The organism is Dyella kyungheensis (assembly GCF_016905005.1).
GTDB classification, from domain to species: Bacteria; Pseudomonadota; Gammaproteobacteria; order Xanthomonadales; family Rhodanobacteraceae; genus Dyella; species Dyella kyungheensis.
Window position 1 is genome coordinate 155,021 of the sequence record NZ_JADIKC010000005.1, and the last position, 18,956, is coordinate 173,976.

The following is an 18,956-nucleotide window of genomic DNA, read 5'->3' on the forward strand; positions in this document are numbered from 1 at the left end:
AAGCTTCATGCCGGTCAGGAGGTCACACCTCACGACGGGACGCTGGCTCATCGCGATGGGGATGCTGCTGGGCACAGCACATCTCCACGCGCAGGCCGCACCCGACGGCAAGCAGGCGGCGTCCACTCCGTTGTCACCGGAGCGTGTGCCCGAGTCTCCCGATGAGAAGCCGACCTCGTGGTGGAACAACTTCCGCGATCCCGAGGACGGCGCGCTGGACATGTCGCGCTGGCTGCTGCAGCACAAGGGCGCGTTGCTGGTACCCATCATCATCACCGAGCCCGCCGTGGGTAATGGCGGCGGACTGGCGGCGGTGTTCTTCCAAGCGCCCAAACAATCGGAAGCCTCCAAGGAAAGCGGGTTGCGCATTCCGCCGGACATCTATGGCGCAGCCGCCTTCAAGACGGAAAACGGTACCTGGGGTTACGGCCTTGGCGGCTCGTTTCACTTCAAGGACGATCGCTGGCGGTACGCCGGCGCAGTCGGCAAGATCAACGTCAACCTCGATTACTACACGCAGGGATTGCGGCTCGCGCCCCGCAAGATCGGCTACAACCTCGACGGCATCTTTTCCTATCAGAAGGTGTCGCGCCGGTTGGGGAACAGCGATCTGTTCCTTTCGGTGCGATGGATCTACATGGATCTCGACAGCCGCCTCAACCTCAGCAGCAACGATCAATACTTCCAGCCCAGGGACTTCGCCCATCGTGCATCCGGTCTGGGGCTGGGGCTGGATTACGACTCGCGCGACAACACGCTGACGCCGTCGAAGGGCTGGTTATGGCGCTTGGAAGCGACCCCTTACTCGCCGGCATTCGGCAGCGACAACACGTTTCAGAGTTACCGCGCGCACGCCTACGGCTATTTCCCGCTGGGCCGCGACTGGGTGTTGGGCACGCGCGCGGACTACCGTTCCGCACGCGGCGACGTGCCGTTCTATCAGCAGCCGTCCATCGACCTGCGCGGCATCGCCTATGGGCGCTACCAGGACCAGAACGTGGGCGTGCTGGAAGCGGAACTGCGCTGGAACTTCCGTCCGCGCTGGGCCTTGCTCGGTTTCGGCGGCGCCGGCAAGGCATGGGGACGAACGTTGGATTTTGGCGATGCGAGCACCCACACGGCCGAAGGCGTGGGCTTCCGCTATCTGATTTCACGCACGCTGGGGCTGTACGCCGGGCTCGACTGGGCCTGGAGCGAAGGCGATCACGCGTATTACATCCAGGTGGGCAGCGCATGGCGCTGAGCCTCACCAGGAGGCTCGCAGCCCGGCATCGCCCATCGGCTCAGCCGACGGTATAGCCCTTGCCCTTCATGCAGGCGCTGTAGGCCTGGCCGAGGTTGGCGGCGTTCTGGTTCTGCGTGGCGGCCGACGCCGCGTTCTGCTGTCGCCGTTGTTCGCGTGCCCGCATGCCGCCGGCCACCACGCCGGCCGTCGCGCCGACACCCGCGCCATGGCCCGCGTCGTCATTCGCCACACCGCCGATCACCGCACCTGCCGCGGCGCCACGCGCGGCTCCGGCAACGCGCTGGCCGCCGCCCACCGCCGGTCCCGTTTGCGGCGGAGGCGCGGCCTGGGTCGGTGCATTGGTCTGCGCCCAGGACATGCACGCGCTCTTGTCGGCCTGTTGCTGGTTGGCGTTCTGTCCGTTGGCCGGGTAGGTGGCGGGCAGTTGCTGGGCCGCCGCCGCCGAAGCGATGAAGACGAGCGCCCATCCGGTGTGCCGCAGGCTTGAGATGTTCATGTGTGCTCCCTTTGACGGTGTGAGAAGAGGCGGACCGGGCCAGCCTCGTGGTAGCGGGGCTAGTGCAACGATTCGTCCTCCGCGGCCACATACAGCTCGTACGGCGCGACCGGAATCAGTCCAAGACGCTCCGCCTCGCGAATGAGCGCGACGCCGCTGTGCACGCCCAGCAGGTCGAGCAGCGACTGGCGATGGCTTTCCACGGTACGTATCGAAATGCCCAGCTCGGCTGCGATTTCGCTGGTCCGCTTTCCCTTGGCCATCGATTCGATCACTTCGCGCTGGCGGCGGGTGAGGCGATGCAGCGATTCGGGCGCTTCCAGCAGCGAGGCCATCAACTGCGGGCTGATGAACTGGTTGCCCGCGCACACTTCGGCCATCGCATTGAACAATTCGCTGCTGGGCGATTGCTTGAGCACATAGCCGTTGGCGCCCGCCTGCATCGCTTCGCGCACGATCAAGGGCTCGCTGTGGGTGGACAGCACCACCACGGGAATGTCGCTGCCTTGTTGCCGCAATCGTTGCAGCGCCTGCAGGGCGCTGAAGGGAGGCATGGCGATGTCGGTGATGAGCAGATCCACCTGGCCTTCCAGCACCGCCTCGATCAGCGCCTCGCCGTCGTGCACCAGGCGAACCGAACTGGTGCGCTTGGCGAGCAGTCCTGCCAGGCCTTCGGCGACGCAACGGTGCTCGTCCGCCAGCAGCACGCGAAGCTTGCGGGTACTTTTGGAAGCGATGCGTGCGTTCGCTTTCATGATCGCTCAGACCCCTGCCAAGCCGCTGCTTGCGCCTGCTGCAGCTTGGGCTTTCGAGGTCCGCTTGGTAAGCGAACTTTCACTCAAACGACATCCGTAAATCTACGGATTGGGGCCTGAAAAGCCTCTTGCGGAGCGATTTTTCCGCTGCATTGAGCGGCGCTGACCCATATGCATCGACTCAATCCGGCGGACTTGCAGTGCAGGAAGACCTCCGGGAGCCGCGCATCGTAGAACTACCTAAACCATCACGGGGCAATGACGGGCATCGTGGGCAAATGCAGGGTGGCTTCGATAGTCCGGCGAGTCACTCGAGGGGCCGCAGCTGTTGATTGCAGCAGGGCGAAAGGATGCACGGAGCAGAGGGGATCATCGCTGGCAAAGCACCTATCGGTGCCTTGCCTCAGCATCTGACGCGTGGCATAGGCGCGGGCCTGGCTGCGATGGCTGCGCAGTGGTTGTCGTTGGCCTTGTGGGATCACGCGCTCGATTTTCAGGTGATCTGGTTGTCGGGGCCATTGTTGTTGGCGCTGCTACTTTGTTCTCCCTACAAGTATTGGATGGCTTACGGCGTCGGCTGGATACTCGGCATGCTGTCGCTGTCCCTGTTGATGGGGTTGCCCGCCAAAGGCATCGCCACCATCAATCTGGCCGTCGCCCTGCTCATCACGCTTGCCGCGTGGACGCTCAGCCACCTGCGCAGGGAGCAGGCGACCGGCAATTTCCTCCAGTTGCTGCTCTTCCTCGTGGTCGCCGTGGTGGCCTTGCCGATAGCGACAGGCGTTGTCATATCGGCCATGTCTTCGCTGGTCGAATTGCCTTCCTGGCTGTCCAGGGAATGGTGGCACGTGGGGCTGGCCGATTCGCTTGGCTATGTCTTGCTGACGCCGGCCATCCTGAGCCTGCTCAATCCGGGTTCGTCGCTGCGGCGCGACACGTTGCCCGGGTGGAACATGCCGCTCATCACCGTGGCGGCACTCGTGCTGCTCTGGCTCGCCTGGCGCGAACTGGGCGGGATCGCCACGATACGTCCGCTGCTGTTGCTGGCGCCGGTGCCGCTGGCCTTGTTCGTGGCCTTGCGCGCGCAAGTCGTCGGCGCCTGCGTGGTGAATCTGGTGGTCGGCCTGATGGCGATCGAGCTGAGCCTCTCGCATCAAGGTCCGTTCGTGCAGCCGGAATCGGAGTTCACCACCATCAGCGTGCAGCTGTGGATGCTGGCCGTGTCCATCGCCTCGCTCTACCTGGCGGCGCTGGTCGAGCAGCGCAGGACCACGCAACGCGACCTGATGGTCACCAGCACCGAAGTGCGCGAGCTGGCGGGCCGGTTGATCGTTGCCCAGGAGGAGGAGCGTGCACGCATCGCACGCGACCTGCACGACGATATCAACCAGCGCCTCGCGGTGGCATCGATCCGGCTCAGCGCATTACGGCGCAAGGTGGACGACTGCAACAAGCAGGACGTGAGCCAGCTGCAGAGCGATCTGATCGCCTTGTCGGAAGACGTGCGCCATCTGTCGCACGATCTGCATCCCAGCATGCTTACCCAGACCGGCCTCACCGCCGCCCTGGCGGGCATGTGCCAGAACCTGCGCCGGCGAGGCGGTCCAAGCATCGAGTTGCTGGTCTCGCCGCACGCCAAGGATCTTCCGGAAGACGTGGCGCTTTGCCTGTATCGCGTGACCCAGGAGGGCCTGGGCAATGCGCTTCGACATGCGGATGCGCAACGCATCGAGGTGGCGCTGCAGATGGCGCATCACCAGGTTCAACTCACCATTACGGACAACGGCAAGGGATTTGTCACGGAAGGAGAGGGCCGTCGAGGGCTGGGACTCATGAGCATCGACGAACGCACGAAACTGCTCGGTGGCAGTTGTCGCCTGCAATCAACTCTGGGAAAAGGGACTGAGCTATGCATACGAATTCCGCTAGAAGCCCTCGGGCCAGCGTAAAGCCCAAGCTCATCATTGCCGACGATCACCGCATGGTGGCGGAGGGCGTCCAACATATTCTCGACGACGATTTCGACCTGCTGGACATCGTGGCCGACGGCGATGCACTGGTCGACGCGGTGCAGAGGTTGCAGCCGGACCTGGTCGTGGCGGACATCAACATGCCGCGCTGCAACGGCATGGATGCGCTCAAGCGATTGCGGCAGGCCGGTTTCGACACGCGTTTCGTATTCCTCACCATGCATATGGAACCGGCGCTGGCAGTTGCCGCGCTGCGTGCCGGCGCGCGGGGTTACATCCTGAAGAATTCGGCGGGAGAAGACCTGCGCAACGCGGCGCTGCAGGTCATGGCAGGCGCCACCTATGTCACGCCGGCACTTGGTGCGCGTTACATCGGCGGCCAGATGACCGACATGCGCAACCTCACCTCCAAGCAGCTGCAGGTGCTACGCCTGGTCGGCGAGGGTCTGCGCTCCAAGCAGATCGCCCTGCAACTGGGCTTGTCGGTGCGCACGGTGGAAGCGCACAAGTACACCATGATGCAGGTGTTGGGCGTGCATTCCACGCTGGAGCTGGTGCGTCGCGCACAGGATCTCGGACTGCTGTTCTGATGCCATGCCGCGCTCGCAGTCAGAGCTGACCGTGCGGATGGGTAGATTTACTTAGCGGAGGGTCGTTCTCTTTCGGTGGCGGAACAATTGGCATTGGACGATGCTCGTTCAATGCACGGTCACGCGCCGGAAACACGCCCGAAGCGAGCCAGTCTGGTGTTGGCTGAGGATCACGTGCCGGTCGCCGAGCAACTGCGCGAACTGCTGGGCGAGGAATTCGACGTGCTGGCGGTGGTAGGCCACGGCGAGGCCCTGGTGAAAGCGGTGCGCCGCCTGCATCCGGACGTGGTCGTGACCGATATCAGCATGCCGCGCATGGACGGCCTGCAGGCGGCCCGCGAGCTGCTTGCCGATCGTCCCGGGTTGCCGGTGGTGTTCATCACCATGTACGACGATGCGATGTTGGCGAAGGCCGCCTTGTCGCTCGGCAAGGGCTATGTGTTGAAAGCCTCGGCCGGCGACGAACTGGTCGAGGCGCTGCGGCAGGTGCTGGAAGGCCGCTATTTCCTGTCGCCGGCGCTGGGCCGCCTCGATGCGTTGCTGGGACGCTGAGCGTCATTCACTGGACGCGCCGTACGAACGCATCGCCTGCTCGAGGCTTTGCCGCATGACCGCAAAACCCTCCCACGGATCGCTGCGCAGTCGCGCAAGCCGCTGCCTGGCACTGCGGATGTCGAAAGCATGTCCGCTCGCGCATCGCCCCAGGTCCTGCCAGCGCAAGGGCATGGCGACGGGTGCGCCGGCGCGTGCGCGCAAGGACAGCGAGGCCACGCTGGTGGCGCCGCGGGTATTGCGCAGGTAGTCGATGAAGATGCGTCCCTTGCGTTCGCTCATCACCGATGTCGCCGTGAAGCCGTCGGAACGTTCGCTGGCCAGCTGATGGGCAAAGGCGCTGCTGAAGCCGCTGGCATCTTCCCAGCGGCAAGCGGAACGCAGCGGCACCAGCACATGCAGGCCCTTGCCGCCGGTGGTGCGCACGAAGCTCTTGAGCGCCACCTTGGACAGTCGATCGCGCAGCCAGCGCGCCGCCTCGATCACCTCGCGCCACGCCACGCCCGGGCCCGGATCGAGATCGAACACGAGGTAGTCGGGTTGTTCCAGCGCATCGGCTCGCGACGCCCAAGGATGGAATTCGATGGTGCCGTACTGAACCAGTTCGATCACCGAGGCCGCGTCGCCGGGGCAAAGGTAGTCGTCCAGCGAGCCGCTTTCCTCGCGCAGCCGGACGTGGCCCACGCGGCGCAGTCCGCGCATCGGGTGCTTCTGGAAGAAACCCGTCTCGGCGAGTCCTTCCGGGAAGCGGAATACCGACGTCGGCCGTCCCTGGACGCCCGGCAGGAACGCATCCATCACCGCATCGTAGTAGTCGGCAACGTCCTGCTTGGTGATGTCGTCATCGGGAAACACGACGCGCTTGGGATGCGTCACCACTACACCGTTGAGTTCGTTGGTCGCCATGGACGCTCTCATGCCGTGGTTGCGGTCTAGTCCGGCCGCGGAGCCATCAACGCCGTCAGGTGCTCCGGCATGGCCAGCGGCGTGTTGCCGCGCAGTTCCATCATCTTGCGCTCCGTTTCGCGGATCTGCAGCTCACCGACCGGATGCCTGCGGAGCTGTCCGCGCAACAGCTCGTTTTCCAGTTCGAGCATGCGATAAAGCTGCAGCAGTTCATCGAACGCGGGATGCAACGGCGGGTGAAATTCTTGCGTGCCATCCGTCATCGGAAGACTCCATGATCGGGTCTCCGAAATTGACGACGTGACAGTTAACGACGGGTGATAGATCGATGTGAATTCCGCCAGCAAGGCCATCGGCGTGCCGCGGCGTTCATGGACAACAAGCGCATGTGTATCTCTGGTGAAACAGATGCAGAGGCGCATCTATCCCAATTGTCGTAGTCACATTCCTACACATTTTCAGGCGTCGTCCCGATAGGACGATTCTTGTAACAACGGCATGCTCTCTTAGTCCGTAACGGACAGATCGTCGCGCCGGAGGCGTACACGATCAGCTAGTGGCAGGAACCTCTTTTTCCCCCACAGGGTTGCATCCATGGTCACCTATTCACTCAAGCAGTCTGCGGACGGTTCGTGGTCCGTATGCCGGCTCGGTTCTTCCTTGTTCAGTGATCTGCGGCTTGGCAGTGCCATCAAGCTTGCCCGCGAAGTGGCGCGCGACGAACACCTGCGTTCCGGTCGTTCGGTGTGCGTGGAGATGCCAGGCACCGACACCTCCATTCGCCTGGCGCAGTACGCGCGTCCGGCGGCGGTGCTGGAACAGGCCGCGTAAGTCCTTTGTACACGGGGCGTAGGGGCGCCCTGGGTACATCCATGCTGCAGGGCCGCTTGTGTGCCGAAGCCGGGCTGGGCAAAGTCGCCTGATCCTTCCGCCCGGAATTCCCTCATGCGACTGCCGCTTCGCTGTTCTTCGATCGTTCTGCTCGCACTTGCCGCACTGCCGCTTCAGGCGACCACGCTGCTGGTCAACGCCCATATCCACACGATGGATCCCTCACGTCCGGAAGCCACTGCGCTGGCCTGGAAGGACGATGGACGCCTACTTGCCGTCGGCGATACCGCTGACCTGCAGAAGCAATTTCCCGGCAGCACCATCGAAGACGCCAAAGGCGCCACCGTCATCCCCGGCTTGATCGATGCCCACGGGCACATGCTGGGATTGGGCATGACCCACATCCAGGTGGACCTGGTCGGCAGTGCATCCCGCGCGGAAGTGGTTTCCCGCCTCAAGGCCGCCGCGGCAAAACTGCCGGCCGGGGTGTGGCTGATCGGTCGTGGCTGGGATCAGAACCGTTGGGCCGACAAGCACTTTCCCTCGGCGGCCGATCTCGATGCGGCCTTTCCCGACCGGCCCGTGTACCTCGAGCGCGTGGACGGCCATGCATCCTGGGCAAACACGGCGGCGATGAAGCACGCCACGAAATCGCTGGACGGCGACTGGCAACCCGAAGGCGGCCGCATCGAACGCGTCGGCAAGCGCGCGACCGGCGTGCTGGTGGATGGCGCCCAGGCCCTGGTCGGCCAGGCCATTCCTCCGCTGACGCACGAGCAGACGCGCGATGCCTACAAGGCTGCTTTCGCGGATGCCGTCGCGGCAGGCCTGACCGGCGTGCACGATCCGGGCGTAAGCCTGCAGGACTTCAAGGTGCTGCAGGAGATGGCAGCGGCCGGCGAGATCCCGTTGCGCCTCTATGAAATGGCCGACGGCAACCATGAGGCGCTCGAGTGGCTGTGCAACCAGGGCGGTCGCTGGGCGGATGCCAGCGGCCGTCTGCAGATGCGCACGGTGAAGCTCTACATGGACGGCGCGTTGGGCAGCCGCGGCGCGGCATTGCTCGCCGACTACAGCGACGACCATGGCAACAAGGGCATCTTCGTGACCTCGCCGGAGGCCTACCGCACGGCGGTGGACAAGGCCTATCGCTGCCACGTGCAGGTCGCCACGCACGCCATCGGCGATCGCGGCAACCGCCATGTGCTCGATACCTATCAGGCCGTGCTGGGCGATCACGCCGACAGCGATCATCGCTGGCGCGTGGAGCACGCGCAGATCGTGGCGCTGGACGACATCCCGCGCTTCGCCTCCTTGCATCTGATCGCATCGATGCAGCCAACCCACGCCACGTCCGATATGCCGTGGGCCGAGCAGCGGCTCGGTGCGGAGCGCTTGAAGGGCGCCTACGCGTGGCAGCGCTTCATCCAGGAGAAGGTGCCACTGGCGTTCGGTTCGGATTTCCCCGTGGAGCAGGTCAATCCGATGCTGGGCTTATATGCGGCCGTGACGCGGCAGGATCTCAACGGACAACCGCCGGCCGGCTGGCTGCCGGACCAGCGCGTGAGCCGCATCCAGGCGCTGGCCGGTTTCACGCGCGGTGCCGCCTATGCGTCCTTCATGGAAGACCAGGTGGGCGCCTTGCGCCCCGGCATGCGTGCCGACTTCGTGGTGCTCAGCGGCGACCCGCTCACCGTGCCGCCACGCCAGATCGCCGACCTCAAGCCGCTCAGCACCTGGGTGGATGGCAAGGCGGTCTATCGCGCCGGAACGACAAACGCCGCACCCTGAGGTGCGGCGTCTGCGGGGGACGGTGCAGCGTGGTGTTGCTTACGCGGCCTTGCGAGTGGCCACGCCGATGGCGGCGTGCGCCGACTTGAGGGCTTCGACCTTGTGGTCTTCGCTGAAGTTGACGCCTTCGGCACGCACGAACTCGAGGTCCGTCACGCCGAGGAAGCCGAACAGGGCGCGCAGGTAGGTCTCCTGGAAGTCCATCGGCTGGGCGGCGCTGCCCTCGCTGTAGATGCCGCCGCGCGAGGAGGCGATGATCACCCGCTTGCCGCCGGCCAGGCCTTCCGGACCGTTGGCGGTATAGCGGAACGACTTGCCGGAGACGGCGATACGGTCGATCCAGGCCTTCAGCTGGCTGGGCACCGAGAAGTTGTACATCGGGGCACCGATCACCACCACGTCGGCGGCCAGGAACTCTTCGATCATCTGGCTGCCCTGCACGGCGACGGGGTCGCTGGCATCGGCCACCGGAGTCCAGTGGTTCAGGGGATTGGCCACCAGATCGTGGTAGATGACCTCCGTACCCGGGTTATTACGGGTGAATTCGCCTACGATGGCAGCGGTAAGGCCACGCGAGACGGAGTGGCTACCCAGGGCGCTTGCGTCGAGATGCAGCAGTTTCATGGTATTTCCTCAGTGACGGGCCGGGTCCGCCGGCGACGTGACTAAGGTATTCTTCGGACAATCAGCTGATAAGTCGGCGGAATTCGAACGTATTGTTCTGATAAGGAAACGGCGATGGCGGTTTTGGAAGGCGCCCTTCAGGATCTCAACGATTTGTATTTCTTCGCCGCGGTGGTCGAACACGGCGGTTTTTCCTCCGCGGGCCGCGCCCTGGGGATTCCCAAGTCCCGCCTGAGCAAGCGCATCGCGCAACTGGAAGAGCGCCTGGGCGTGCGCCTGCTGCAGCGAACCACCCGCCGCTTCGTGGTCACCGAGGTCGGCGAACGCTTCTACGGCCATTGCCGCGCCGTACTGGAAGAGGCGAGGGCGGCGCAGGAGGCGGTGGAAGAGGTGCGCTCCGAGCCGCGCGGCGTGGTGCGCGTCAGCTGCCCGGTGTCACTGGTGCAGACGGTGGTGGGCCACATGCTGCCGGAGTTCCTCGCGCTGCATCCGAAGATGCAGGTGCGGCTGCACGCCACCGACCGCCGCGTCGACGTCATCGGCGAGGGTTTCGACATCGCCATCCGCGTGCGCAGCAAGCTCGATACCGACGCCACCCTGGTCGTGCGCACGTTCGGCCAGTCGCGCGTGCTGCTGGTCGCCAGCCCCGAGTTGCTCAAGCGCTATGGCCATCCCAAGGAACTGGCCGATCTCTCCCAATTGCCCGCGCTCACCAACCAGGAGCACGAAGGCGCCCAGAGCTGGGAGTTGCTCGATGGCAACAACGAACGCGTGCTGGTGGACATCCACCCGCGCCTGATCTGCGGCGACTTCAACACGTTGCTGCAGTGCTGCAAGCAAGGCATCGGCATCACCCTGCTGCCGGAATTCGTCTGCGGCCCGGCGATCGAACGTGGCGAGCTGGAAGTGGTACTGCCCGAATGGAGCGTGCCGCAAGGCACAATGCACTTCGTCTACCCCAGCCGCCGCGGCCTGTTGCCCGGCGTGCGCGCCTTCGTGGATTTTCTTGCGGAGAAGCTGCCCGATACCGTACGCGAGAAGCACGCGCAGTGCGGTAAATATCTCTGACGCTGGCACGCCATACGTCGCGTGTTAGCATCCTCGTTTAGCCATCCAGACATCCGGATCATGCAGATCGAAACCAAGCTTCCCAAAGTTGGAACTACCATCTTCACCGTCATGAGCCAGCTCGCTGTGGAGCACAAGGCCGTGAACCTCGGCCAGGGCTTTCCGGACTTCGAACCGCCCCAGCCGCTGCGCGACGCGATCACCCGCGCCATGGCCGAAGGCCGCAACCAGTACGCGCCGGGCATCGGTCTGCAGCCGCTACGCGAGCAGATCGCGCTGAAGACCGAGCGTCTGTACGGCCACAAGCTCGATCCCAACACCGAGATCACCGTGACCTCGGGCGCGACCGAAGCGCTGTTCGCCGCCATTGCCGCCGTGGTGCGCGCGGGCGACGAAGTGATCGTGTTCGATCCCGCTTACGACAGCTATGAGCCGGCCATCGAGCTGCAGGGCGCACGTGCCGTGCATATCCCGCTGCAGGCGCCCAGCTTCGGCATCGATTGGCAGCGCGTGCGCGATGCAGTCACGCCAAAGACGCGAATGATCCTGATCAACAGCCCGCACAATCCTACGGGCGCGGTGCTGTCCGCGGCCGATCTGGACGAGTTGGCCGCGATCGTGCGCGATACCGAGATCGTGGTGTTGTCCGACGAGGTGTACGAGCACATCGTGTACGACGGCGCGCAGCATGAAAGCGTGCTGCGCCATGCCGAACTGGCGGCGCGCAGTTTCGTGGTGTCGTCGTTCGGCAAGACCTATCACTGCACCGGCTGGAAGCTCGGTTATGCGGTGGCGCCCAAGGCGCTGTCGGCGGAATTCCGCAAGGTGCACCAGTACCTCACGTTCTGCACCTTCCATCCGGCGCAGGTGGCGTTCGCCGAATTCATGGCGAGCACGCCCGGGCATTATCTGGAATTGCCTTCGTTCTACCAGGTCAAACGCGACCGCTTCCGCGAACTGATCAAGCCCTCGCGCTTCAAGCTGCTCGACGTGCCGGGCGGCTATTTCCAGCTGGTCGATTACTCGGCCATCAGCGACAAGGACGACGTGGCCTTCTGCGAGTGGATGGTGAAGGAAGGGGGCGTGGCCGCCATTCCGCTGACGCCGTTCTACGACAAGGCACCGGGCACGCACTATCTGCGCCTGTGCTTTGCCAAGAGCGATGCCACCATGGAAGCCGCCGCGGAGCGCCTATGCAAGCTCTGAGGGTCAGCCTGATCCAGGGTGCCACGCGCTGGCACGATGCCCCCGCCAATCGCGAGTACTACGGCGAGCTGGTGCGCCGCGTCGCCGGGAAGAGCGACCTCGTCGTTTTGCCGGAGACGTTTCTCTCCGGCTTCAGCAATGACACGCGTGCCAGCGCCGACACCATGGAAGGCGAAGGTGTCGCGTGGATGCGCGCGCTCGCGCAGGAAGTGGACGCGGTACTCTGCGGCAGCCTGGCCATTCGTGAGAACGACACGGTCTACAACCGCCTGATCTGGGCTCGCCCGGACGGCAGCTTCGAGCAATACGACAAGCGCCATCTGTTCCGCATGGCGGGCGAGCACACGCGCTACGGCGGCGGCACCGAGCGACTCATCGTCGAACTCAAGGGCTGGCGCATTCTTCCGCAAGTCTGCTACGACCTGCGTTTCCCGGTGTGGCTGCGCAACGGTCGCCTTGAAGAAGCAGCGGGCGGCATGGACTACGACCTGGCCATCTTCGTGGCGAACTGGCCGGCGCCGCGCCGCCAGCCGTGGCGCACGTTGCTGCGTGCGCGTGCCATCGAAAACCTCAGCTACGTGATCGGCCTCAATCGCGTGGGCGTCGACGGCAACGACCTGCCGTACGCCGGCGACAGTGCGGTGCTCGATCCCGTCGGCGAGCCGCTGGTGGAGCTGGGCCCGCAGGAGCAGGTGGTCACCGTCACCATCGATCCGGCGCCGTTGCTCGCCCATCGTGAGCGTTTTCCAGCCTGGATGGACGCGGACCGCTTCACGCTCGATCCGGGTTGATGCCGCTCAGCCCGCGGGCTTGGCCAGCGGGCGCGGCAGCGGATGGCCCACTTCGAACTGCATGCGCGGAAAATCGATCGTCCAGTGATCGAACGACTGCAGGATGTCGCCGCCCAACACGTTCGGTTCCTTCACGTTGCCTGCGTCGCTCAGCGAGATGCCGATCGCCGGCAACACCGTCTGCTGGTCGCCGATGCGCACGCGCACCTGCGGCCAGCTGGCGGCTTGACGGGCACGCGAGCCGCCGGCACCGGCAACATGCTCCTGCCTGGATTTCAGGCCCTTCACCACCGTCGGATGTTCCGCCGCAAACTGCGAAGAGAGCGACGAGGCAGCGCCGCCGCTGTCCAGATGCATGGCCACCGGCAGGTCGTTGAGCATCACTTCCACATACAGGTCGCTGCCGGCCATGCGCAGGTTGCCTTCGCCGGGCTGCGCCGTCTCGCTGCGCGATGGCAGCAGTTTGCCGTTGGCAGTGAACTCCAGCCGTTGCAATTGGCGCAGCACGGGAAAGCCGAGAATGGCGTCGATCTGGTAGCCGCCGGGCACCGGCATGTTCAGTTGCTGGTCGTCGAGCACCAGGAACGCCACATGGCTCAGGGTGAGTCCCGCGAATTCCAGGCGATCGGCAACGCCGATGCGCGAGGCCACCGCCTGGCGGCTGGCACTGCCCACGCTGGCCGCACCGTCGAGCAGGCGCAGGCCGAGTTTGTGCGCGGTGGACAGCGAAACGACGGAGAGATTGGCGCCGGTGTCGAGCACCACTTCCTGCGGCTTGCCGTTGATGGCGGCGAGCGAGCGGGGCAGGCCGACCTTGTCGCGCTTCACCGCTTCGGGTTTGGGCGTATAGACGTCCACCTGCTGCGCCGTGGCGCCGGCCAGCTGATCGGCCAGGGTGGCCATCTGCTGCGCGCCGGCCAGTTCGTCGGCGGCGGCGTGCTGTTCGGCCAGCGCCTTTTCCCAGGCATGCGCCGCGTCGGCGGCCTTGCGGTAGTCGCCATGGGCGAAGTTGGCGTCGGCTGCGATCGGCCAGGCCAGCGCGCGTTGCGCGGGCGTGCGCTTGCCGGCGGCGAGGTAGCGGGCGACCAGCCGGTTCGCCTCGTTGGCGTCCAAACGCGCGGCGGCCAATCTGGCACGGGCGAGCATGGCCAAGTCCGGGTCGTCGATGCGGGGCAGTGCGCGGGCCAGTTGGAAGACCTCGCCGCTGGAGGCATCGACCACGGCGGTCTCGGCCTGGGCATGGGACAACGGCGTCGGGGTGGCGCTGACGGCCCAGGCGGCTACCGCGAGGGCGGCGCTGAGGCTGAGGGGGTAAAGCCAATCCGCTTTGCGTTTCATGCTAAGGTACCCGTATGACGAATAGAAATTATCGTAATACAGAAAGAAATGGCCGTGCAACAGCACAGCACATCGTGCACGCCGCGCGTGCGCTGGCGATCGTCTGCTGGCTGGGCGCGCTGTCCTGCCTGGTGATCACCGGTGCTGGCATCTGGGCCGATCGCAGTGCGCCCGGCGCGACGGTGGTCGCCATCCTCTCGACCGATGGCCTGCCGCGCGCCTGGGCAGCGAGCATCGCAGGGGCGCTTGCGCTGGTGACGTGTGCGGCGCTGGTCGAACTCGCCCGCATGCTGGGGCGGGTCACGCCCGATGCGCTGTTTTCAAGCGCCATTACCCGGCACTTCCGCCGCTTTGCCGCGCTGCTGATGGCAGCCGCGGTACTGCGCGTGCTGCTGCCCGCGGTCGCCACGCTTTGGCTGGCGTCGCAATCGGGTGCAGGCTCGGTCCAGCTGACCTTCAGCGGCGACGATCTGTTGTCGCTGTTGCCGGTGGCCGTGTTCTTCTTCGTGGCGCGCCTGTTCGACGAGGCGGCGCGGCTCGAAGACGACCAGCGCTCGATCGTGTGAGGTCCTGATGGCGATCGTGGTCCGACTCGATGTGATGCTGGCGACGCGCAAGGTGCGTTCGCGCGAACTCGCCGAGTTCGTCGGTATTACCGAATCCAATCTGTCCCTGCTCAAATCCGGCCACGTGCGCGGCGTGCGTTTCGAAACGCTGAGCAAGATCTGCGAATTCCTCGCCTGTCAGCCGGGCGACTTGCTGGCCTACGTGCCTGACGAGGAAGAGTAGAGCGATGCATCCCGCGCAAAGCGGGGATGCGTGCACTCAAAGAATGGACAATACCGCTTCCGGTGGACGTCCAATCGCGGCTTTGCCGTTGGACACCACGATGGGGCGTTCGATCAGTCGCGGGTGACTGACCATCGCCGCGATCAACGTGGTGTCGTCCAGCGCGGGATCGTCGAGGCCGAGTTCACTGTACTCGGCCTCGCTGGTGCGCATCAGTTCGCGCGGTGTCATGCCAAGCATGTCGAGCAACTGCATCAGCTCGGACGAACTGGGCGGCGTGTCCAGGTAATTGACCACATCGCACACGATGCCGCGTTCCTCGAGCAACGCCAGGGTGGAGCGCGACTTGGAACAGCGGTTGTTGTGATAGATGCGGACGGACATCGACGCTGGCCTCAGCGATTGCCTTGACGGCCGCCGCCGCGATTGCCGCCACCACCACCGTGCGGACGACCGCCGCCGCCCTGGGGACGACCGCCACCGCCTTGCGGACGGCCACCGCCACCTTGCGGACGGTTGCCGCCACGGCTCTGCGGACGACCACCCTGGCCACCTTGGCCTGCGCCGGGACCGCCCTGGCCACCCGGTCGGCCACCGGGACGACCGCCCGGCTTGCCGCCACGGTTGCCACCGGCGCCGGCGCCGCCGCCAAAGCCGCTGTACGGGCTGCTGCTGCGACCTTCCGCGCCACCGGCGCGGTTGCCGAACGACGGCTTGCCGCCGGCGGGACGACGATTGCTCGCCGCACCACCGCGCGCGCCACCACCGCCGCCGCCTTCGCGCGATTCACCGGCGAACCAGGTGCGCACGGACGGCAGCTCCTGGCCCGGCGCCACGCCGCGACGGTTCTTGCGCTGACCGCCACCGCCGCCGCCCGAGCGTTCCGGACGAGCGACGTTGCCGTTCACTTCGCGACCCGGACGGCCACGCTGCTGCCTGCCGCGGGTGGGTTCTTCGCGAATGCGATCGTAGGCGCGCAGTTCGCGCGCTTCATCCTGGTAGCCGGCGCTGTACGAACCGCTGGCGCCGCCCTTGGGAACGTACTCGGTGACGTTGCGCGGCGCGCGGCGCTGATGCAGCACCGGGCTCAGCGTGAGCACCGGCTGCGGCGAGCCGAGGCCGGTGGTCTTGCGCAGTTCCTTGACCGCTTCTTCGCCCAGCGATTCGCAATCGCCACGGCGCAGGGCGCGCGGGAGTTCCACGCTGCCATAGCGGATGCGCTTGAGGCGGCTGACCAGGAAACCCTGGGAATCCCACAGGCGGCGCACTTCGCGGTTGCGGCCTTCGCGGATCACCACGCGGAACCAGCTGTGGCTGCCGCCGCGGCTGATGATGGCGATTTCGTCGAAGCGGGCCGGGCCGTCTTCCAGTTCCACGCCTGCCTTGAGCTTTTCGATCATCTCGTCGGGCACTTCGCCGTGCACGCGGCACAGGTATTCGCGCTCGAGGCCGCTCTTGGGATGCATCAGCGCGTTGGCGAGTTCGCCATCGGTGGTGAGCAGCAGCAGGCCGGTGGTGTTGATGTCCAGGCGGCCCACGGCGACCCAGCGCGCACCCTTCAGGCGCGGCAGCTGTTCGAACACGGTGGGACGGCCTTCGGGATCTTCGCGGGTGGTCACGACGCCTTCGGGCTTGTGATAGACCAGCACTTCGGTTTCGTCGCGGTTGTCGGTCGCGACCACGAACTGCTTGCCGTCGAGCACGACGCGGTCGCCCGCATGCACGCTGGCGCCGATGGTGGCGGCGGTGCCGTTGAGTTCGACCTCACCGGCCTGGATACGCTGCTCGAGCATGCGGCGCGAGCCGAGCCCGGCGTTGGCGAGCACCTTGTGCAGGCGCTCCTCGATGGCCGGTGCGGTTTCGTCGCGCGCGGTGCGCTTGAGGGTCAAAACGGATTTCTGTGGCGCAGTCATGCGCGGTACTCCTCGGTATCTTGCGTGGCGTCGCCGTCATCGGCGTCCGCGTGGGTCGCTGCCTCGTCGGCAGTGTCAACGTGAGTCTCGGCGTGGGGTGCATCGCCGGGTTCGGAGGAGGCGACGTGCATCGCCTCGGGCGTTTCGTGGCCGGGTTCGTCGACAGCGTCGGCGGCCTGGCTTTCTTCGTTCTGCGCCGGAGCGTCAAGCTCGGCGGGTTCGGTGATGGCGTCGGCGTCTTCTTCGCCGGCCACCACCAGGGTTTCGTTTTCTTCGTCCGGATCGATCGGCAGGTCGCGCACCACGCGGGCGGGCAGCGGCTCCGGCGCGATGCTCATCTGCGGATCTTCCATGTCGCGGATTTCCGACAGCGGCGGCAGCTCATCCAGCGACTTCAGATTGAAGTAGTCGAGGAAGGCGCGGGTGGTGCCGAACAGCGCGGGCTTGCCGGGTACGTCGCGGTAACCGACCACGCGGATCCATTCGCGCTCTTCCATCGTCTTGATGATGTTGGAGGACACCACCACGCCACGGATCTGTTCGATCTCGGGACGGGTGATCGGCTGGCGGTAGGCGATCAGCGCCAATGTTTCCAGCAGGGCGCGCGAGTAACGGCTGGGGCGTTCGGTCCACAGGCGCGAGATCCACGGATGGACGTTCTGCTTCACCTGGTAACGGAAGCCCGAGGCGACCTCGTGCAGTTCGACGCCGCGCTCGGCGCAGTCGTCGGCCAGCGCTTCGAGGGTCTTGGCGATCTCGTCGCGGCCGACTTCGTCCTCTTCGCCGAACAGTTCCAGCAGTTGAGGCACGGTCATCGGCTGGGTGGATGCCAGCAAAGCCGCCTCGATGATGGGTTTGAGTTGCTCGATCTGCATGGCCTCGGATCGGATGCGGATGCTGCGGTGAATGGGGCGGGCTGCGCGGCTTATTCGGCCGCGGTGGCCGGCTCGTCATCGGCATAGCGTTCGGCGGCGGTTTCTTCCGCGCTTCCTGCCCTTGCCCTTACGTAAATCGGTGCCAGCGGTTCTTCCTGCACGATCTCCACCAGCATTTCCTTGGCCAGCTCCAGCATGGCCAGGAAGGTGACCACCACGCCCAGTCGGCCTTCGGTGACATCGAACAGCGTTTCGAAGCGCTGGAACGTCTGGTCGGTCAGGCGGCCGAGCAGTTCGCCCATGCGCTGTCGCACGCTCAGTGCCTCGCGCTTGATCGCGTGGTGACCGAACAACTCGGCACGACGCATCACGTCCTTCAGCGCCAGCAGCATCTCCTTGAGGTCGAGCGGCGGCGGCAGCTTGATCACGTTGCGCTCGCCCACGTCCGCGTGGGCCGGCGCCATGTCCCGCTCCATGCGGGGCAGGGCGTCGATATCTTCCGCGGCCCGCTTGAAGCGTTCGTACTCCTGCAGGCGGCGGACCAGCTCGGCGCGGGGATCTTCTTCCACGCCTTCCTCGGCGGGTGGCCGGGGCAACAGCAGGCGCGATTTGATCTCGGCGAGGATGGCTGCCATCAGCAGGTATTCGGCGGCCAGCTCCAGGCGCATCACATCGCGCATCATCTCGATGTAATCCATGTACTGCCGGGTGATCTCGGCGACAGGGATGTCGAGAATGTCCAGGTTTTGCCGGCGGATCAGGTACAGCAAAAGGTCGAGCGGCCCTTCGAAGGCCTCGAGGATCACCTCGAGCGCATCCGGCGGGATGTACAGGTCCTGCGGCATCTGCAACATCGGTTCGCCGCGCACGATGGCCAGCGGCATTTCCTGCTGTTGAGGTACCGACGCAAACGCGTCTTGCGGTGCGGCGACCGCCTGAGGCTCGACTGGCTCAGTGCTCATCAATGCATGTCGTTGGGCCGTTCAAGACGGCTTGCTCTGCGTTCAATCAGGTTAGGAAACGTTGATCCCACCGGCACTCGCTTGACGAATGTCCCCGCTCAGACCGTGGCCCGCAGGCGCGATCCTTTTTTGAAACTTCACTTGCGCGATGCCTAGCCGGTGCGCATGGCGTCACCCTCGCGGGCATGCATGATGAAATCGCGCGTCTGGCGTTTCGATCAGGCTGGCCGTGAGCCACCTTTGAGCGTCTCCG

The 18,956-nt window shown here is 65.4% G+C and carries 21 protein-coding genes; 11 read left to right on the forward strand and 10 right to left on the reverse strand.

Annotated features, from left to right (window positions below; all coding sequences use genetic code 11):
• The first annotated feature begins 61 nt into the window (after window positions 1-61).
• Entirely contained in the window at window positions 62-1,243 is a 1,182-nt protein-coding gene (locus ISP20_RS12040; protein ID WP_239535746.1) for a BamA/TamA family outer membrane protein, read from the forward strand.
• Window positions 1,244-1,283: 40 nt separating this feature from the next.
• Here ISP20_RS12040 and ISP20_RS12045 read toward each other — a convergent pair whose 3' ends face one another.
• Window positions 1,284-1,742 carry a glycine zipper domain-containing protein gene (locus ISP20_RS12045; protein WP_204636340.1) on the reverse strand — a complete coding sequence of 153 codons (459 nt, stop codon included), beginning with the start codon at window positions 1,740-1,742 and terminating at the stop codon, window positions 1,284-1,286.
• 59 nt (window positions 1,743-1,801) lie between these two features.
• A complete protein-coding gene (locus ISP20_RS12050; RefSeq protein WP_204636341.1) occupies window positions 1,802-2,497 on the reverse strand; it encodes a response regulator in 696 nt (231 codons plus the stop codon).
• Window positions 2,498-2,895: 398 nt separating this feature from the next.
• Between ISP20_RS12050 and ISP20_RS12055 the strand changes: the two genes are divergently transcribed.
• The 3 genes from ISP20_RS12055 (at window position 2,896) to ISP20_RS12065 (ending at window position 5,609) form a co-directional block, all read left to right on the forward strand.
• Window positions 2,896-4,446: a sensor histidine kinase gene (locus tag ISP20_RS12055; RefSeq protein ID WP_239535748.1), complete on the forward strand. Its 1,551-nt coding sequence runs from the start codon at window positions 2,896-2,898 to the stop codon at window positions 4,444-4,446.
• Window positions 4,407-5,057 carry a response regulator gene (locus tag ISP20_RS12060; protein WP_204636343.1) on the forward strand — a complete coding sequence of 217 codons (651 nt, stop codon included), beginning with the start codon at window positions 4,407-4,409 and terminating at the stop codon, window positions 5,055-5,057. The genes ISP20_RS12055 and ISP20_RS12060 overlap by 40 nt, the downstream gene beginning before the upstream one ends.
• Window positions 5,058-5,213: 156 nt before the next feature.
• Window positions 5,214-5,609 carry a response regulator gene (locus ISP20_RS12065; RefSeq protein WP_204636344.1) on the forward strand — a complete coding sequence of 132 codons (396 nt, stop codon included), beginning with the start codon at window positions 5,214-5,216 and terminating at the stop codon, window positions 5,607-5,609.
• Window positions 5,610-5,612: 3 nt separating this feature from the next.
• On the opposite strand, the gene ligD is transcribed toward ISP20_RS12065, so the two are convergent.
• Both ligD and ISP20_RS12075 read right to left on the reverse strand, forming a co-directional pair.
• Entirely contained in the window at window positions 5,613-6,515 is a 903-nt protein-coding gene (gene ligD, locus ISP20_RS12070; RefSeq protein WP_204636345.1) for a non-homologous end-joining DNA ligase, read from the reverse strand.
• 26 nt (window positions 6,516-6,541) lie between these two features.
• Window positions 6,542-6,937, reverse strand: a complete 396-nt coding sequence (locus tag ISP20_RS12075) for a hypothetical protein (protein ID WP_204636346.1) — start codon at window positions 6,935-6,937, stop codon at window positions 6,542-6,544.
• A 172-nt stretch (window positions 6,938-7,109) separates the two neighbouring features.
• Here ISP20_RS12075 and ISP20_RS12080 point away from each other — a divergent pair, with 172 nt between their 5' ends.
• Together ISP20_RS12080 and ISP20_RS12085 are read left to right on the forward strand one after the other, a co-directional pair.
• Complete coding sequence (locus ISP20_RS12080) at window positions 7,110-7,346, forward strand: hypothetical protein (protein ID WP_204636347.1); 237 nt, start codon at window positions 7,110-7,112, stop codon at window positions 7,344-7,346.
• Between the two features lie 114 nt (window positions 7,347-7,460).
• Window positions 7,461-9,137, forward strand: coding sequence for an amidohydrolase (locus ISP20_RS12085; RefSeq protein WP_204636348.1), 1,677 nt, complete (start codon window positions 7,461-7,463; stop codon window positions 9,135-9,137).
• A gap of 39 nt (window positions 9,138-9,176) precedes the next feature.
• Here the strand turns inward: ISP20_RS12085 and ISP20_RS12090 are convergent, their stop codons facing one another.
• Window positions 9,177-9,761, reverse strand: coding sequence for an FMN-dependent NADH-azoreductase (locus ISP20_RS12090; RefSeq protein ID WP_204636349.1), 585 nt, complete (start codon window positions 9,759-9,761; stop codon window positions 9,177-9,179).
• 114 nt (window positions 9,762-9,875) lie between these two features.
• Between ISP20_RS12090 and ISP20_RS12095 the strand changes: the two genes are divergently transcribed.
• Genes ISP20_RS12095 through ISP20_RS12105 form a run of 3 tightly spaced genes read left to right on the forward strand, consistent with a single transcriptional unit; the run spans window position 9,876 to window position 12,826 of the window.
• A complete protein-coding gene (locus ISP20_RS12095) occupies window positions 9,876-10,829 on the forward strand; it encodes a LysR substrate-binding domain-containing protein (protein ID WP_204636350.1) in 954 nt (317 codons plus the stop codon).
• A 60-nt stretch (window positions 10,830-10,889) separates the two neighbouring features.
• Window positions 10,890-12,035, forward strand: a complete 1,146-nt coding sequence (locus tag ISP20_RS12100; protein ID WP_204636351.1) for a pyridoxal phosphate-dependent aminotransferase — start codon at window positions 10,890-10,892, stop codon at window positions 12,033-12,035.
• Entirely contained in the window at window positions 12,023-12,826 is an 804-nt protein-coding gene (locus tag ISP20_RS12105; protein ID WP_204636352.1) for an amidohydrolase, read from the forward strand. Before ISP20_RS12100 ends, ISP20_RS12105 begins: the two co-directional genes overlap by 13 nt.
• A 6-nt stretch (window positions 12,827-12,832) precedes the next feature.
• Here ISP20_RS12105 and ISP20_RS12110 read toward each other — a convergent pair whose 3' ends face one another.
• Window positions 12,833-14,164 carry a retropepsin-like aspartic protease family protein gene (locus tag ISP20_RS12110; RefSeq protein ID WP_204636353.1) on the reverse strand — a complete coding sequence of 444 codons (1,332 nt, stop codon included), beginning with the start codon at window positions 14,162-14,164 and terminating at the stop codon, window positions 12,833-12,835.
• Window positions 14,165-14,238: 74 nt separating this feature from the next.
• Between ISP20_RS12110 and ISP20_RS12115 the strand changes: the two genes are divergently transcribed.
• Together ISP20_RS12115 and ISP20_RS12120 are read left to right on the forward strand one after the other, a co-directional pair.
• The gene (locus tag ISP20_RS12115) at window positions 14,239-14,730 is read left to right on the forward strand and encodes a DUF2975 domain-containing protein (protein WP_204636354.1); all 492 of its coding nucleotides are present in this window, start codon (window positions 14,239-14,241) and stop codon (window positions 14,728-14,730) included.
• Window positions 14,731-14,737: 7 nt separating this feature from the next.
• Window positions 14,738-14,953, forward strand: a complete 216-nt coding sequence (locus tag ISP20_RS12120; protein ID WP_204636355.1) for a helix-turn-helix domain-containing protein — start codon at window positions 14,738-14,740, stop codon at window positions 14,951-14,953.
• Window positions 14,954-14,989: 36 nt separating this feature from the next.
• Here the strand turns inward: ISP20_RS12120 and arsC are convergent, their stop codons facing one another.
• From arsC to ISP20_RS12140, 4 genes are read right to left on the reverse strand one after another with little or no spacing between them, the layout of a single operon-like run.
• Window positions 14,990-15,337, reverse strand: a complete 348-nt coding sequence (gene arsC, locus ISP20_RS12125; protein WP_204636356.1) for an arsenate reductase (glutaredoxin) — start codon at window positions 15,335-15,337, stop codon at window positions 14,990-14,992.
• Between the two features lie 11 nt (window positions 15,338-15,348).
• Window positions 15,349-16,866, reverse strand: coding sequence for a pseudouridine synthase (locus ISP20_RS21730; protein WP_204636357.1), 1,518 nt, complete (start codon window positions 16,864-16,866; stop codon window positions 15,349-15,351).
• Window positions 16,863-17,741 (reverse strand): SMC-Scp complex subunit ScpB, encoded by an 879-nt coding sequence (gene scpB, locus ISP20_RS12135; protein WP_204636358.1) that lies wholly within the window; start codon window positions 17,739-17,741, stop codon window positions 16,863-16,865. Before scpB ends, ISP20_RS21730 begins: the two co-directional genes overlap by 4 nt.
• Window positions 17,742-17,791: 50 nt before the next feature.
• Window positions 17,792-18,703 carry a segregation and condensation protein A gene (locus tag ISP20_RS12140; protein WP_425490820.1) on the reverse strand — a complete coding sequence of 304 codons (912 nt, stop codon included), beginning with the start codon at window positions 18,701-18,703 and terminating at the stop codon, window positions 17,792-17,794.
• Window positions 18,704-18,956: the final 253 nt, after the last annotated feature.